General features: G+C 72.1%; 13 protein-coding genes. 3 read left to right on the top strand and 10 right to left on the bottom strand.

Features of this window, described 5'->3' with window-relative positions; translation table 11 throughout:
- Positions 1-632: response regulator (locus CCN39_RS19985; protein WP_086844140.1), on the top strand; the 632-nt coding region annotated here is incomplete at its 5' end.
- Here CCN39_RS19985 and CCN39_RS19980 read toward each other — a convergent pair.
- Both CCN39_RS19980 and CCN39_RS19975 read right to left on the bottom strand, forming a co-directional pair.
- Positions 590-931 (bottom strand): hypothetical protein, encoded by a 342-nt coding sequence (locus CCN39_RS19980; protein WP_086844138.1) that lies wholly within the window; start codon positions 929-931, stop codon positions 590-592. The two genes, CCN39_RS19985 and CCN39_RS19980, sit on opposite strands and share 43 nt — an antisense overlap.
- A gap of 38 nt (positions 932-969) precedes the next feature.
- Positions 970-1,938, bottom strand: coding sequence for a DMT family transporter (locus CCN39_RS19975; protein ID WP_244210875.1), 969 nt, complete (start codon positions 1,936-1,938; stop codon positions 970-972).
- 103 nt (positions 1,939-2,041) lie between these two features.
- Between CCN39_RS19975 and CCN39_RS19970 the strand changes: the two genes are divergently transcribed.
- Positions 2,042-2,944, top strand: coding sequence for a LysR family transcriptional regulator (locus tag CCN39_RS19970; RefSeq protein WP_086844137.1), 903 nt, complete (start codon positions 2,042-2,044; stop codon positions 2,942-2,944).
- On the opposite strand, the gene CCN39_RS19965 is transcribed toward CCN39_RS19970, so the two are convergent.
- The 7 genes from CCN39_RS19965 to CCN39_RS19935 all read right to left on the bottom strand — a co-directional run bounded on the left by CCN39_RS19965 (position 2,941) and on the right by CCN39_RS19935 (position 10,045).
- Complete coding sequence (locus CCN39_RS19965; RefSeq protein WP_086844135.1) at positions 2,941-4,029, bottom strand: serine/threonine-protein kinase; 1,089 nt, start codon at positions 4,027-4,029, stop codon at positions 2,941-2,943. The two genes, CCN39_RS19970 and CCN39_RS19965, sit on opposite strands and share 4 nt — an antisense overlap.
- Before the next feature lie 13 nt (positions 4,030-4,042).
- Positions 4,043-5,659, bottom strand: a complete 1,617-nt coding sequence (locus tag CCN39_RS19960) for a serine/threonine-protein kinase (RefSeq protein WP_086844134.1) — start codon at positions 5,657-5,659, stop codon at positions 4,043-4,045.
- A 215-nt stretch (positions 5,660-5,874) separates the two neighbouring features.
- The gene (locus CCN39_RS19955) at positions 5,875-6,729 is read right to left on the bottom strand and encodes a hypothetical protein (RefSeq protein WP_086844132.1); all 855 of its coding nucleotides are present in this window, start codon (positions 6,727-6,729) and stop codon (positions 5,875-5,877) included.
- A gap of 260 nt (positions 6,730-6,989) precedes the next feature.
- Entirely contained in the window at positions 6,990-8,432 is a 1,443-nt protein-coding gene (locus tag CCN39_RS51800; protein ID WP_244210874.1) for a hypothetical protein, read from the bottom strand.
- A 346-nt stretch (positions 8,433-8,778) separates the two neighbouring features.
- A complete protein-coding gene (locus CCN39_RS19945) occupies positions 8,779-9,093 on the bottom strand; it encodes a hypothetical protein (protein ID WP_086844131.1) in 315 nt (104 codons plus the stop codon).
- Between the two features lie 64 nt (positions 9,094-9,157).
- On the bottom strand, positions 9,158-9,454 hold the full coding sequence (locus CCN39_RS19940; RefSeq protein WP_086844130.1) for a chorismate mutase: 297 nt from the start codon (positions 9,452-9,454) through the stop codon (positions 9,158-9,160).
- A gap of 165 nt (positions 9,455-9,619) precedes the next feature.
- Positions 9,620-10,045: a DUF1707 SHOCT-like domain-containing protein gene (locus CCN39_RS19935; protein ID WP_086844128.1), complete on the bottom strand. Its 426-nt coding sequence runs from the start codon at positions 10,043-10,045 to the stop codon at positions 9,620-9,622.
- Positions 10,046-10,425: 380 nt separating this feature from the next.
- Between CCN39_RS19935 and CCN39_RS19930 the strand changes: the two genes are divergently transcribed.
- Positions 10,426-12,540, top strand: coding sequence for a UvrD-helicase domain-containing protein (locus CCN39_RS19930; RefSeq protein WP_086844126.1), 2,115 nt, complete (start codon positions 10,426-10,428; stop codon positions 12,538-12,540).
- Positions 12,541-13,482: 942 nt separating this feature from the next.
- On the opposite strand, the gene CCN39_RS19925 is transcribed toward CCN39_RS19930, so the two are convergent.
- Complete coding sequence (locus tag CCN39_RS19925) at positions 13,483-14,163, bottom strand: M23 family metallopeptidase (RefSeq protein WP_086844125.1); 681 nt, start codon at positions 14,161-14,163, stop codon at positions 13,483-13,485.
- Positions 14,164-14,870: the final 707 nt, after the last annotated feature.

Below are 14,870 nucleotides of genomic sequence, written 5' to 3'. Positions count from 1 at the left end.
TCGTCGACGACCACGCGCTGTTCCGCGCGGGGGTCCGCACCGAGCTCGACTCGATCACCGACGAGGTCCGCGTGGTCGGCGAGGCCGGCTCGGTGGCGGAGGCGGTCGCGGGCATCGCCCGCACGAAGCCCCAGGTGGTCCTCCTCGACGTCCACATGCCCGACGGCGGCGGCGCCGAGGTCCTGCGCCGGGTGCGTCCCGAGCTGCCGGACGTGGTGTTCCTGGCGCTGTCGGTCTCGGACGCGGCCGAGGACGTCATCGCGGTCATCCGAGCGGGCGCCCGCGGCTACGTGACGAAGACGATCTCGTCGAAGGAACTGGTCCGCGCGGTGGTCCGGGTATCGGACGGCGACGCGGTGTTCTCGCCACGCCTGGCGGGGTTCGTCCTGGACGCGTTCGCGGACCGCCCGGGATCGGCCCCGATCAACGACCCCGAGCTGGACCTCTTGACCCCCCGCGAGCGCGACGTCCTGCGGCTGCTGGCCCGCGGGTACGCGTACAAGGAGATCGCGTCGGAGCTGTTCATCTCGGTGAAGACGGTCGAGACGCACGTTTCGAGCGTGCTGCGGAAGACCCAGCTCTCGAACCGCTACGAGCTCTCCCGCTGGGCCTCCGACCGCCGCCTCGTCTGAGCCGGTTCGCGCGTGACCGTCATGTCCTGGCCGTGTACGAAGCTGCCGGTGACGATCTCGGAGCCCGGGTGGTGGTAGCGCCGCTCGAACATCTTCCCCATGCCGGTCACTTCGTGGCGGGCGAAGATCTGCAGCCTCATGAACGAGTCCGGGCCGGCTGACCACAGTTCTCGAACGTTCGAGTCGATGCGCAGGCGGTAGGCCCGCGCCCCGATCGACGTCACGCGCTGGGCTTCGACGCGGTGGTCGACCGCGGCGCGACGGCCGAGGTTGACCACCTTGATCCGGAACACTTGCATCACCGGTCCTCGGCGATCTCCGGTGGGTTGATCATTCCTCAGTCCGCCAGGGGAGCGAGCGGCCGCGACGCGCGCCCGGCGGTGTCGTCACCAAGCTCGTCCGCCTGGTCGCCAGGCACGGCCGCGACCACTCGCTCCGGCTTCTGCAGCCGCGTCAGCGCCACCCCGCCGAGCACGACCACCATCCCCGCGATCACCCGCAGGTCCAGCTGCTCGCCGAGGAACACCGCCCCCAGCAGCACCGACACCACCGGCAGCAGGTACCCGACCACCGACGCCGCCACCGCGCCCTCGCTCGCCAGCAGCTGGTAGTTCAGCGCGAACGCGATCCCCGTCGAGCCGATGCCCAGCACCAGCACCGCCAGCAGCGGCCCGGTCGACACGTGGACCGGCGCGAACCCGCCAGCCGGCAGCGCCAGGACCAGCATCCCGCTGGCCAGGAGCATCTGCCCGGCCGAGATCGCGTACGGCGAAGACGTCGAAGACGACAGGTACTTGCCCTCGTAGACGAACGCGAAGCCGTAGCTCGCCGCCGCCGCGAGGCACGCCAGGGCGCCCCAGCTCAGCAGGCCCGATGCCTGCCACGGCGCGAAGATCAGCAGGATCCCGCCGAGGCCCACCACGAGCCCCGCCAGCCGGGTGCCGGTCATCCGCGACGACGTCCCCATCAGCGGTGCCGCCAGCAGCACCCACAGCGGCGTCGTCGAGTTGAGCACCCCCGTGATGCCCGAATCGACCGTCGTCTCGCCGATCGCGAACAGCAGGAACGGCAGCGCGTTGTGGAAGAACGCCGCGACCGCCAGGTGGCCCCACGTCCGGCGGTCGCGCGGCAGCCGCGCCCGCTGCAGGCGGCACAGCACCAGCAGCATCGCGGCGCCGAGCACCAGCCGCGCCAGCACCAGCTGCACCGGCGAGAACATCCCCAGCCCCAGCTTGATCCAGAAGAAGCTCGAGCCCCACATCAGCGCCAGCGCACCGATCCTGAGCAGCGTCTTCGTCTCGCCCACCCCAGTCCTCCTTCGAAAGCCGACGTCAGCTTCGCCCGGGCCAGACGTAAGGACAAGCGAAATTAACTGCAGGAACACTTAAGCTGAGCTGTACGATCAGGGCATGCTCGACGTCCGCCGCATGCAGGTCCTCCGCGCCGTCATCACCAGCGGGTCGATCACGGCCGCGGCCCGGAACCTCGGCTACACGCCGTCCGCGATCAGCCAGCAGCTGTCCGCGCTGGAACGCGAAGCCGGCACCGAACTGCTCGAACGCGTCGGCCGCGGCGTCCGGCCGACAGCCGCCGGCGCGCTGCTGTCCGAGCACGCCGAGACGCTCAGCGCCGAGCTCGCCAAGGCCGAAGCGGCGCTGACCGAGCTCAAGGAGGGCCGCACCGGCCGCGTGGCGATCCGCTACTTCGCGACGGCCGGTGCGTCGCTCGTCCCGCCCGCCATCGCCGCCGTCCGCCGCGAGCACCCCGGCGTGCGCCTCGACCTCAAGCTGGTCGAACTCGACGACCCGATCCTGGACGTCGAATCGGGCGACGCGGACGTGGCGATCACCGTCTTCCCGCGCAAGACCCCGCCGGCCAAGGGCATCGAGCTGGTGCACCTGCTCGACGACCCGTACCGGGCCGTGCTGCCGAAGGCCCACCCGCTCGCCCGCAAGCGCGTGCTGGATCTCACGGAGTTCGCCGAAGAGCCCTGGGTCGGCGTCGACGGCCTGCCCGGTATCTGCCGCGACATCCTGCAGGGCGCCTGCGCGTCCGCCGGGTTCGCCCCGAACGTCGTGGTCGAGTCCGAGGACTACCAGACGGCGCAGGGGTTCGTCGCCGCCGGCATCGGGGTCGGCCTGATCCCGGAGCTGGGGCTCGGCGCGCAGCACCCGGGCGTGGTCGTCCGCCGGATCCGCAACCCCGAGCCGGTCCGCGCGATCCACGCCGCGGTCGCGTCGCGGGCCTGGGGCCACCCGGCCGTCCACACGCTGCTGGCCGCCATGCGCGCGGCGACCGCCAAGGTGGCCTAGACGAAGAACAGTTCCGTGACGAGGATGCCGACCAGCACCGCCGCGAGGATCGCGGCCACGGTGATCAGCGTCTTCTTCGACACCGGAAGGTTCCACTCCTCCGCCTGCTGGGGCGGGGGAGGGGGCCCCGGCGCGTACTGCGTCGCCTGGGCTGCCTGCGGGACGGGCGGGATCTGCTGCGTCGCGCCTTGCGGGTAGCCGGGCGGCGGCGTCATCGGGTACTGCGGCTGGAACTGCGGGCCCGACGGCATCGGCGCACCCGGGGGCGGCATCGGCCGGCCCACGGGCATGGTCGGCATCGCCGGCGCGGTCGGCGGGATGAACGCCGTCTCGCGACCTTCGGTGATGGCCTTCAGCGAGTGGACGGTGTCGGCCATCGTCGGCCGCGTGTCCGGGTCCGCGCGCAGCATCTTGCGCAGTGCCTCGGTCAGGACGCCCGAGTTCTGCGGCGGGCGTTCGGACGACTGGCCGTCCTCCCCGAACGGCGGCACGCCCTCCACGGCGGTGTAGAGCGTCGCGCCGAGGGAGAAGACGTCCGCCGCCGGCGTGCCCGGCAGCCCGCGGGCGACCTCGGGTGCCACGTACGCCGCGTGCGGGCCGCCGCCGCTGATGCCGATGTCGGTGAGCTTGACGCCGCCGTCGTCGGCCAGCAGCACGGTGCCCGGCTCGAGGGTGCGGTGCACGAACCCGGCCCCGTGGATGGCCGCCAGCGCGTTGCCGAGCTGGATGCCCAGCTGCGCCGCCTGGTCGGGGGTGAGCCGGCCGTGCTCGGCGAGGAACGTCGCCATGCTGCGCGACGGGATGTACTCCATCACCAGCCAGACGTCCTGGCCGTCCGGCAGCACGTCGAACACCTTGATCGCGCACGGGTGCTCGATCCGGGCGGCGTCCTTGCCCTCCTGCATGGCGGCGGCGCGCGCCTGCTCGGCGCGTTCGCCCGCGCCGACCGGCAGGTACATCCGCTTCATCGCGACGGTGCGGAACAGCCGCGTGTCGAACGCCAGCCACACGATGCCCGCGCGGCCGCGGCCGATCGGCTGGTCCAGCCGGAACCGGCCGCCGACGATGGTGCCTTCAGAACTCAAGACATACCTCGGGTCACGGCGTGGGGGGAGTGGACGGCGACACCGGTGTGCTGGGCGTCGTTTCCGGAGACGACTCCGTGGGCGTTGTCGTCTTCGGCGTTGTCGACCTCGGCGTGGTCGTCGGCTGCTCGGTGTTCCGGGATGTCGTCGCGCGCTTCGACGACGAGGTCGTCTCCGTCACCGGAGGCGGCACATCCGCCGTGCTGACCGGGTCGTCGGTCGTGGTCGGCAGCGACTCCGACGTCGGGGTGGGCGTCGGCTTGCTGCTGGAGATCGGCGCGGCGGGCGCCTCCGGGTTGTTCGGGCTGAGCAGCCACACGACGAGCGCGACCAGGCCTACGACCACGATGCCGCCGATGATCGCCGGGCGCTTCCACGCGCCGGGCTTGCCGTCGTCCTCGTCGACCGGGCTCATCTGCGGACGCGACCGGGCCGGGGGCGGCGCGGGCTCGTCGTCGTAATCGTCGTAGTCGTCCTCGTAGCCGCCCTGCTCGTGCGGCGGGACCGGGACGGCGCGGGTCGCGGCCAGCCCGGGCGGCACGCCCCCGGCCGCGTGGTGGTCGTCCTCGTAGCGGCCGTACCCGTCGTAGTCGTCCTCCGGGTAGCCGGTGCCCTCCGGGTAGTCGTCCTCGTCGTAGTACGGCACGGCCTGCGTCGGGGCCCCGCCGCCGAGCAGCGTGCCCGAGTGACCCGCGGGGATCTCGTCGAACATCTGCGTCGCGTTCGGGTCGGCGACGGCGGCCGCGCCGAGGACACCGGCGGACGGCGCCATCATGGTCTCGTCCGCCGGGCCGCCGAGCGGCGTCTCGCCGCGGGCGACGGCCGCGAGCAGCTCCTCGCACTCCTCGGCGGTCGGCCGGTGCTCGATCTCCGGGTGCAGCAGCACGGCCAGCACACTGGCCAGCGGCCCGGACTGGCGCGGCGGGTTGATCTGCCCGGCCGCGACCGCGTGCAGCAGGCTCAGCGTGTTCTCGGACAGCCCGAACGGCGGCTGGCCCTCGCAGGCCGCGTAGAGCGTGGAGCCGAGGGAGAAGACGTCGGACTCCGGCCCGGGGTCGCCGCCGATCGCGACCTCGGGGGCCAGGTAGGCGGGGGTGCCGGCGATCATCCCGGTCTTGGTGACCGTGACGTCGTCCTTGGCGCGGGAGATGCCGAAGTCGGTGATCTTCACGACGCCGTTGCCGCCGAGCAGGATGTTGCCCGGCTTGATGTCGCGGTGCACGATCCCGACCGCGTGCGCCTCGCGCAGCGCCGCGGCGACCTGGGCGCCGATCCGCGCCACCTCGGTCGGCGGCAGCGTGCGGCGTTCCTGCAGCACGGCGGCCAGGCTGGTGGAGTTGAGGTACTCCATGATCAGGCACGGCTGCCCGTTGTCGTCGGTGACGACGTCGAACACGGAGATCGCGTTGGGGTGGTGCAGCCGCGCCGCGATCCGGCCCTCGCGCATCGTCCGCTGCCGGGCGTCCTCGGCGTCGTGCTGGTCCAGGTGCGGCTGGAGCAGGAGCTGCTTGATCGCCACGGTGCGGCCCAGGACCTCGTCGTGCGCCTGCCAGACGGCCCCCATCGCGCCCGTGCCGATCCGGCCGACGATGCGGTATCGATCGGCGACCAGACGACCCTCGTCGCTCACGCGACCTCCCTTTGGGCTCCGGCTTCACCAGGGCGTGCTGATCGGTGCCTGGTGACGCGGCCACGAGCACGCCGCTTCGCTGGAGCGTATGCACATGTCGTGGGCTCTGGACCGGCTTTTCCGAGACCGGCCCGTGACAAGGCTAGGCGCTCACTCTGCGCACACGAATTCGGCACGGGCACTTGAACCAGGGGTGAAGGCGTGATCGCCGTGGGCTACATGTACTGGGCCGAGACAAGCTCGGCTTCGGTGATCAGCCCGCCGGTGTCGGCCACCCGGAACAGCTGGGTGACGCGCACCAGGGCGCCGTCCGGCCGGTGCAGCGTCGCGACCGCGAGGATCGAGCCGTCCGGCTGCATCTGCGTGTCGGCTTCCTGGACGTCGATGGCGTCCATCGCGCTCCAGGTGCGGACCAGCTCGCCGGCGCTGCCGTCGACCAGCGCCGGGCTCAGCAGCGCTAGCGCGCCCGCCGAGTCACGGGCGATCTTGGCGTAGAACTCCTTGACGGCCTGGATCTTGCGGCTCGCGCTGCGGGCGTCGGCGGCCTTGTCCGGGACCGGGGTGGCGGCGGCCTGCGTCGGCTGGCTCCGCGGGGTGCCGTTCTCCGGCCGGGCGGACGTGGTGTCCTCGGCCTGCGACGTCGCCGGGCTGTGCCGCTCCGGTGCGCTGCCGCCGGCCTGGTGCTGCGGGACGGCGAGGCCGCCGAGCTCCGCGGCGCCGGTGAACCCGGCGGGCGTGGACTGGCCGCCGGACGGGGCGGCGGCGCGGTGCGAACTGGTCAGCATCGGCGCGGCGATCACGGCGCCGGCGACGAGCGCGCCCGCGGCGACCAGCCCGGTCAGCTTCGCGCGGCGCGCGAACCGGCTTTCCGGCTCGCCGCCGTCTTCGGCCTGCTCGGGCTCGCGGGCCGGCTCGGTCCGCGTCGGCAGGAACCGCTGCGGGTCGCGGAAGACCTGCTCGAGATGGTCGCGGTCGGCGTCGGCGACGCCGTCCAGGATCTCGGCCGGGATGACGTCCTCGACGCGGACGGCGTGGGGTGACTCACGCCGTGTGCGCTGCCGATCAAGCACGAAAGTCCTCGCTCTGGGTTCCGGGGACGGTCACTCGGCCGTTCGGCCGGGTTCCCGTTGGTCCGGTCGGCCGACTCGTGGCCGGTTTCCGGATTCGCTGTCGTCAGGTAACCCTGTGCGGACGGCGACCACCAGGCTCTGTCGCCGGAATGCCGTCGCAATACGACGAGCGGCAGCTTATGTCACCCACCCGGACCAGGGATAACCGCTCGGCGCACCGCACGTGCATCAGAACGGGCGAACCGCACGTGCAGGATCGGCTACTGGCCGTCAGCGGTGATCTTGTCGCCGTCGCCGAAGGTCAGCGTGCGCTCCTCGACCGTCTTGGTCCCGTCGGTGTGGGTGACCTCGACGGTGTTGACGGTGACGCCGCGCTGCTGGTCGATGCTGACCTTCTTGACTTCGAAGTAGGCGATGCCGGCGTACCGGTCGGCGAGCGCCTGCGGCCCCTGGTCGTGCAGCCGGCCGGTGGTCACCGACGACGCCGCGGCGGGGTCGGTGGTGACGGTGTTGAAGAACTTCTCCGAGTTGTCCCCCATGGTCTGGGCGTCCGGCGGGAAGGAGTACCACCACGGCGGCTTGACCGGCGTCTCGCGCTGAGCGGGCGTGACCGGCGGCTTCCGCGGCGTCGCGCTCGAGTCGGCGGGGCCGGTCGTCGCCGTCTCGGGGGAGGCGGTGTCGACGTCGGGCGGGGTGGCGTCGTCGACCGGTCCGGCGCCGCCGCCGCTCTGGGGCTTCCCGCTGTCGGGCCGGGCCGCGGTCTCCGGGCCTGCCGCGGAACCACCCTGCGTGGGCGGCCGGTGCTCGCCGGTGGGATCGGCGATGGTCGGGACGCCCTGGTAGCCCGGCCAGGCGCCCTGCACGGCCTGGTCCATCGGCGGCTTCCCGACGAGGAAGGAGCCGGCGCACAGCAGCCCGACGACCACGGCACCGGAGGCGCCGGTGGCGAACCAGGCCGCCTTCCGCCACGTCTTCGGGGGTGTGACGGAGGCGGGCACGGACCCGATGGTGAACCCGCCGAGGCCGTCGATGGGGGGAGCGGAGTAGACGCGCACATCGTCTTCGTCGAGGTCCACGCACCGAGGAGCGGGGGCGGCCAGCGAGACACGAGTCCGCCGCGCGGCCAGCTCGGCACGCGATTCGGCAACCGGCGTCTCGTCCGGCTCGGGGTCTTCGTCTTCGAGGTCGTCGAAGACGTCGAGCGGGAGACTGCCGTGCGAGGCCGGGAAGAGCGGAGCCCCGGCCCGCCGCTCACGCGGCTGAGGCAGCGGGAGCAGCCCGGAAACCGGCGGATCGGGCTCGGTGGTGGGGTCCCGAAAAGGGCGGCTGCCCACCTCCGGATCGGCCGCCCGGCCCGAGAAGCCGGACGCGCCCGGCTCGCCGGGGTGCCGTCGGAAGAAGTGGTAGCCCTCCGGCGCGCCGGCCGGGGCTTGGTGAGGCAGGGCCCAGGCCCCACCGGCCGGCGCCTCGCCCGGCCCATGGGGCTGAAAGCCGGGCTCCGGCGCGTGCTGCCGCAACCCGTAGGCGCCACTTTCGGGTGCTTCGCCCGGTCGCAGCCCGGCGTCCGGCGCACCGGCCGCGCGGTGCCGCACCGGGCGGTGCTGTGGCAGCGGCGGCGTCCAGCCCTCCGCGCCGCGGCGCCGGTGCCGCCCGGGATGCGCGGGCGGCGCACCGCGTCCGTGGAACTCCGTGCCTTGGCTCATGTGGGCTCGACCACCCGGCGGTGCGGTCCTGACGCCATCCGGCGGCGGGACGACCCGATCGGAGCACCCTCACGCGCGGAATCCCGTTCGGAATACCGTTCGGAATACTGCGCAAATGCACGCGCACGCGACTGCAGGCGCGCGGGGCCAGTGCCCCCGCGCGTCCCCCGGGCATCGCCCGACCCAGACGCAAGGGTCCTCACAACGCCAACCCTAGGAGCATCCGGCGGAGAAAGTCGCCCCCAAACCTGCAAGTTGCAGAGGTTTCACTCGGTCGGGCGCGACCGAACGGGCGATGGTGACGCTGCGAAGTTTCACGCAGCGCCATCGCCCCTGATCAGGGGTTTCAGCCTCCCGTGCGGTAACGGTCCCGCGTGGATTGCAGCGCCTTCGTCGCCACCACACCGCTACCGGCGGCGACGATGATGGCGAAGACGTCCAGCGTCGGTCCCCCGGCCGTGAGCAACCAGGCGAACAGCGAGGCCGCAGTGGTACCACCGGCAACGGCCCACCTGCTCTTGACGTACTGCGCCACCGGAGCACCCCCGGCCCGCTTACCCGCCGCGTTGTTGAGCAACGCCAGATACCCCACATGGCCCAGCGCGGCCAGCACGCTCGCGAGCGCGACGATGACGGCGATGAGGTTCACGAGCCAGTCCATGACCCCAGTCTGCCCGTACCGGGGGCGCCGGTGCCTCGGGGAAGTCCCCGAATTCGGGCAACCGTTACCGGCCGAGCCGTCCCCGGCCCAGGTTCAGCAGCGCCATGGCCAGCTGCCGGCCTTCCGGACCGAGCTCGCGGTAGCGCGCGAGCACGTCCATCTCGCGGTTGTAGACGATCCGAGTCCCGCCGGCGGCCATCCGCGCGGCCCCGATCGTCTTGGACACCTCGACCCGGCGCTTCACCAGCCGCAGGATCTCCTTGTCCAGCCAGTCGATCTCCTCCCGGAGCGACGCGATGTCGTCCCCGGCGGGCGTGTGGTCGGCGGGCTGGCCGTCGGCGTTCGTCGCTTGTGCGTTCATCGGGACCTCTCCCTCGAATCCCGGACCCGCCCGGCCCCAGGTACGGCGACAGCCCCGGGTCCGTGGACTCCGGGGCTGGCGTGATGGCGGTTCGGGCACTACGCGATCACGGGAGCCGGAGTCCGGTTCCCGTAGAAAAATCGCTTCGCGTGGTGCCGCATGCGGTCAGTATGGCACAGCGGCGCGGGGCCGCTCCCGGACCGAACGCACCCGGGCGTGCACCAGGAGGCTCACGCCGAGCCAGAACAGCGGGAACGCCGGCCAGAAGAACCCGGCGCCCAGCACCACCCAGCGGACGATCACCAGCACGGCGACCACGGAGACGACGGCGAGGTGGACGCGCAGCGCGGGGTGCCGCCGCAGCGCCGCTCGGCTCAGCGGGAACCCGGGCGACGGCGGCGCGGGCCGCGGCAGGTCGGCGGTGAGCGCGGTGAGCTCGTCGGTGAACCGCGCGGCGTAGACGCGGCTGAGGCGCTCTTCGACCTCGTCGAGCGTGAGCCGGCCTTCGGAACCGGCGGTCTGGACGGTGGTGGCGACGCGTTCACGATCGGCGTCGGCGGCCCGGATCCGGGCGGAGCTGGTGTCTTCCATGTCCACCGATGCTCCGCGCGCGAAGGTGCCACCGCGTCGGACGGCAGGCGACATCCGGCGCTACGCCTGCCGCCGTAGCCGTTCGCGCGAAGTGCGTGGCACGTGCCGCACTCAATCCGCGGACGCGCGGACGCCTGGACGCGCGTCCGCGCGTCCGCGCGGGATACCGCCGCGACGCGCCCCGTCGCACCCGCCGCGCTACAACCCCCGCAAGTGGCCGCCCTCGCACGCACGCGCGCTAGCGCGCTAGCGCGAGGCACCGCGGCAACCACGCCCGCACAACCCGCGGCCCCACCCGACGCATCCACCCCGCCACCGGACAACCCGCGTCGGCACGCTGTGCCGCACTCCCACCCACCCGGGGTAGCGTGGACGCCACGATGGACACCCTCTTCGATCTCCCCGCCGCGACCCCTGTGCGCAAGCCCGCCGCCGGCGGGCAGGCCGAGCTGCTCGACGACCTCAACCCCGCCCAGCGCGAAGCCGTCACCCATGCCGGTGGCCCGCTGCTGGTGGTGGCGGGCGCGGGATCGGGCAAGACCCGGGTGCTGACCCGCCGGATCGCCTACCTGCTGGGGCAGCGCCGCGTGCACCCCGGCGAAATCATGGCGATCACGTTCACCAACAAGGCCGCCGCCGAAATGCGCGAGCGCGTCGCCGCGCTCGTCGGGCGCCGCGCGAACGCGATGTGGGTGTCGACGTTCCACTCGATGTGCGTGCGGATCCTGCGCCGTGAAGCCAAAACGCTGGACATGTCGTCGAGCTTCTCCATCTACGACTCCGACGACACCAAGCGGCTGATCACCCTGGTGGCCCGGGACCTCGACATCGACCCGAAGCGCTACGCCGCCCGCACGCTCGCCGTGCACATCTCGAACCTGAAGAACGAGCTCACCGACCCGGAGACCGCGGCGGCGAACGCGGCCAACGACCTCGAGCGCCGCGTCGCCGAGGTCTACGTCGAGTACCAGCGGCGGCTCAACCAGGCCAACGCCTTCGACTTCGACGACCTGATCATGCGCACGGTGTCGCTGCTGCAGGCGTTCCCGGACGTCGCCGAGTACTACCGGCGGCGCTTCCGCCACGTGCTGGTCGACGAGTACCAGGACACGAACCACGCGCAGTACACGCTGGTCCGCGAGCTGGCCGGGACGGCGCCGAACGAGGCGGGCGTCGAGCCGGCCGAACTCGTCGTCGTCGGCGACGCGGACCAGTCGATCTACGCCTTCCGCGGCGCGACGATCCGCAACATCGAGGAGTTCGAGCGGGACTTCCCGAACGCGCACACCATCCTGCTGGAGCAGAACTACCGGTCCACGCAGACGATCCTGAACGCGGCCAACGCCGTCATCGAGCGGAACCCGAACCGCCGGGCCAAGCGGCTGTGGACGGACTCGGGCGACGGCGAGAAGATCGTCGGCTACGTCGCGGACAACGACCACGACGAAGCCGCGTTCGTCGCGGGCGAAATCGACGCGCTGGCGGAGAAGGGCGAAGCCGACTACTCCGACGTCGCCGTCTTCTACCGCACCAACAACCAGTCCCGCGTCTTCGAAGAGATCTTCATCCGGCTCGGCCTGCCGTACAAGGTCGTCGGCGGCGTGCGGTTCTACGAGCGCCGCGAAGTCCGCGACATGATCGCGTACCTGCGGGTGCTGGCGAACCCGGAGGACACGGTCAGCCTGCGGCGCGTGCTGAACGTGCCCAAGCGCGGCATCGGCGACCGCGCGGAAGCGGTCGTGGCGACGCACGCCGAGCGCGAGCGGATCTCCTTCGCGCAGGCGCTGCGGGACGCCGTCGAGGGCAAGGTGCCGCTGCTGAACCCGCGCTCGGTCAAGGCGATCAGCGGTTTCGTGGCGCTGCTCGACGAGCTGGGAACGCNNGGCGACGGCGGCGCGGGCGTGGTCACGCTGATGACCGTGCACACCGCGAAGGGCCTGGAGTACCCGGTGGTGTTCTGCACCGGTTGGGAGGACGGCGTCTTCCCGCACATGCGCGCGCTGGGCGACCCGACGGAGCTGGCCGAGGAACGGCGGCTCGCGTACGTCGCGATCACGCGCGCCCGGAAGCGGTTGTACGTCTCGCGCGCGATCACGCGCTCGGCGTGGGGCCAGCCGTCGATGAACCCGGCTTCGCGGTTCCTCGACGAGCTGCCGCCGGACCTGGTCGACTGGCGGCGGCTGGAGCCGTCCAGCGGCGGCTTCGGCTCGTTCGGTTCCGGTTCGCGCGGCACCCCGCGGGCGGCGACCACCTGGGGCGGCCGGCGGTCTTCTTCGCCGTCTTCGTCGGGCACGCCGTCGTTCGGGAAGGGCTGGAAGGACACGGTGGCCTTGAAGCTGGACGTCGGCGACCGCGTCAGCCACGACAAGTACGGCCTCGGCACGGTGATCTCCTGCGACGGCGTGGGCCCGCGCGCGACGGCCACGATCGACTTCGGCCAGGCGGGCAAGGTCCGCCTGATGCTCATCGGCAGCGTCCCGATGGTGAAGCTCTAGCTGTCCCGCCACTCGTCCGAGTGATTCCGGCGGCGATCTCCCCGATCGCCGCCGGAATCGTCGTACCCACCCGGTACAACGGACCCTGCGATCGAACAAAGGTTCGACGGAGGGGGTGGCGTGGTGTGGACGCGGTGCTGTTTGGGCTGCTGGCCGAAGGGGTACAAAAATACCTGCGAGGAGTCCTGGGGTCGACGGTTCCGGATCGGGGTCGGGAGCCTTCGGGGGCTTCAGGAAATCCTTCGCGTGCGGGAGCGGAGGCGTGCCGGCTGGCCGCCGCCTGGCGAGCGCTGCTCAGGCAGCACGAACTCGGCGCGGACGGGCGTTGTGTCACCTGCGGCCGGGGACGCCGCTGGACGACCAGGGCCCGGAGTGCCGCGCGTGTCCGCTCCGCGGGGGGCGCCGGGGGAGTTGTGCCCTGGGGCTGGCTGCCGGTCCGGCGCCCGGCGGAGCTGTGCACGGTGTGGCAGGTCGCGGTGGCGTACTTCATCCGGCGGTTACCGGGCGGACAGCGGTAGGTGGTTGCGGGCGCTGAGGCGCCTGTGGGCGGGTTTTCCCGGCTGGGGAATGGTTCCGGACGCGCGAGGGGTCTCGGCTCGGTCTGAGGCGCTTCCGGTGACGCGCGCGACCAGTGTCGACCTCGGCTCGGCCGGCCCGCATGGGGAAGTGCTTGCGCCGGAATCGCTCGACGCCGTCCGGCCGCTTTCGCCCGCCGGCGAAGACTTACCCGATCCGGGCGTTTGCGTTCGGCCCTCAGTGGTGAACCTTGATCTTGTGACCGGGTTCAGCACACGAGCGGCTCAGCGGAGCGCGTGCCTTCAGCGCTCTTCGACGGCTGTCGATGCCCGCCGGGTCCCGGCCGGAGCGAGTGGTCGCTCTACGGCCGGGATTCTGTGGTCGGGCGTGCTGGTGGTGCCTGCTCCCGCGCCGGGAGCGAACGGATCAGAGAACGATGCCGCGCGCGGCCAGCCAGGGCCGGGGGTCGATCTTCTTGGTGCCGTTCTGCCACACCTCGAAGTGCAGGTGCGGGCCGGTGCTCTGGCCGCGGTTGCCGATCTCGGCGATCTGCTGGCCGCACTTGACCTTCTGCCCCTCCTTGACGGAGAAGCTGTTCATGTGGCCGTAGACCTGGACCGTGCCGTCGTCGAGCTGGATCCGGACCCAGAGGCCGAAACCGCTGGCGGGGCCGGCCTCGATCACGGTGCCGTCCGAGGCGGCGTAGATCGGGGTGCCGATCGAGTTGGCGATGTCGATGCCGAGGTGGCTCGTGCCCCACCGGGCACCGAAGCCCGAGGTGAAGGTGCCGTGCGCGGGCAGGCAGGTCTTGGGCCGAGCGGCTTCTTCGGCGGCCTTCTTGGCGGCGTCGGCTTCGCGCTGCTCGCGGGCCTGCGTGACAGAGGCGCTGTCGGCGAGCTTGGCGGCCTCGGCGGAGGCGTCGACGGCGTGGCCGGTCGGCAGGAGTTCCGGGGCGCCCCCGGTGCCCGCACCTCCCGCGGTCAGCGAAGCGCTGGCGTCCTGGCTGTTGGCCAGGGGGGTGACGGCGGTGTTGGAGTCGGTGACTGTCTTGAGGGTCGAGCCCGCAGCAGCGGCGGCGAACGCACCAGCCGCAACGGCGGCAACCACGACACGGCCGCGGAGGGCCGAAGAGGGCGGGGCGATGCGGTGCGCACCCCGGACACGAACGACCGCACCTTCCAGTGCGTCCTTCAATGCCGGGGAAGGAGCTTGGCCGCCGGGGGAGCGGTGTGAAGCCAAGACAGGGCCTTCCATCGTCGGGGAGCCGGGTCGAGGACTGCGGGCGGGGGAACCCGGTGAGCCAACCTCGGGGGTGGTTTGCTCGGTGTCCTACTTCGTGACCTGACTGTAATGGGGACCCCGGGACAGTAACGAAGGGGTACCGCTGTCGGCAAGACGTGCCCCCTCTGTCGGCCGAACGGGTGGAACCGACACGGCGCTCACCTGTGGAAATCACCCAAAGTTAGAGGGGGTTTACGGCGTTCGGTGTGACTTGCCTTACAGGCTGAAAGGGTGGTGAAGACCCGCCAAGGGGCGAGCGGGCCGTCCGGAGGGCGCCGAAGCCCGGAATAACGGATTGCCAGGAGAGGTTGAAGCGCCTTCGACGACTCGCGCCCCGCCAACGGCTCCCGGGTGCCCCGAACTTGCTAGCGTCGCGGGCAATATGCCCCCACGCGCAGAGCCCCCCGGAGCAGTCTCGCGCCGCGGCGAGGCGCCGGGCTGGGCCGTGCTCGCGGTGGCTGCAGAAGCTCCCGCAGCCGGGACTGGCCGGGTTGGTGTGTCGGCCTCCGGTGCGCTTGCGCCCGCGGTTGCCT

Origin of the sequence: Amycolatopsis kentuckyensis (assembly GCF_002155975.1) — a bacterium.
Taxonomy (GTDB): domain Bacteria; phylum Actinomycetota; class Actinomycetes; order Mycobacteriales; family Pseudonocardiaceae; genus Amycolatopsis; species Amycolatopsis kentuckyensis.
This window is presented reverse-complemented; position numbering and strand designations above follow the sequence as displayed.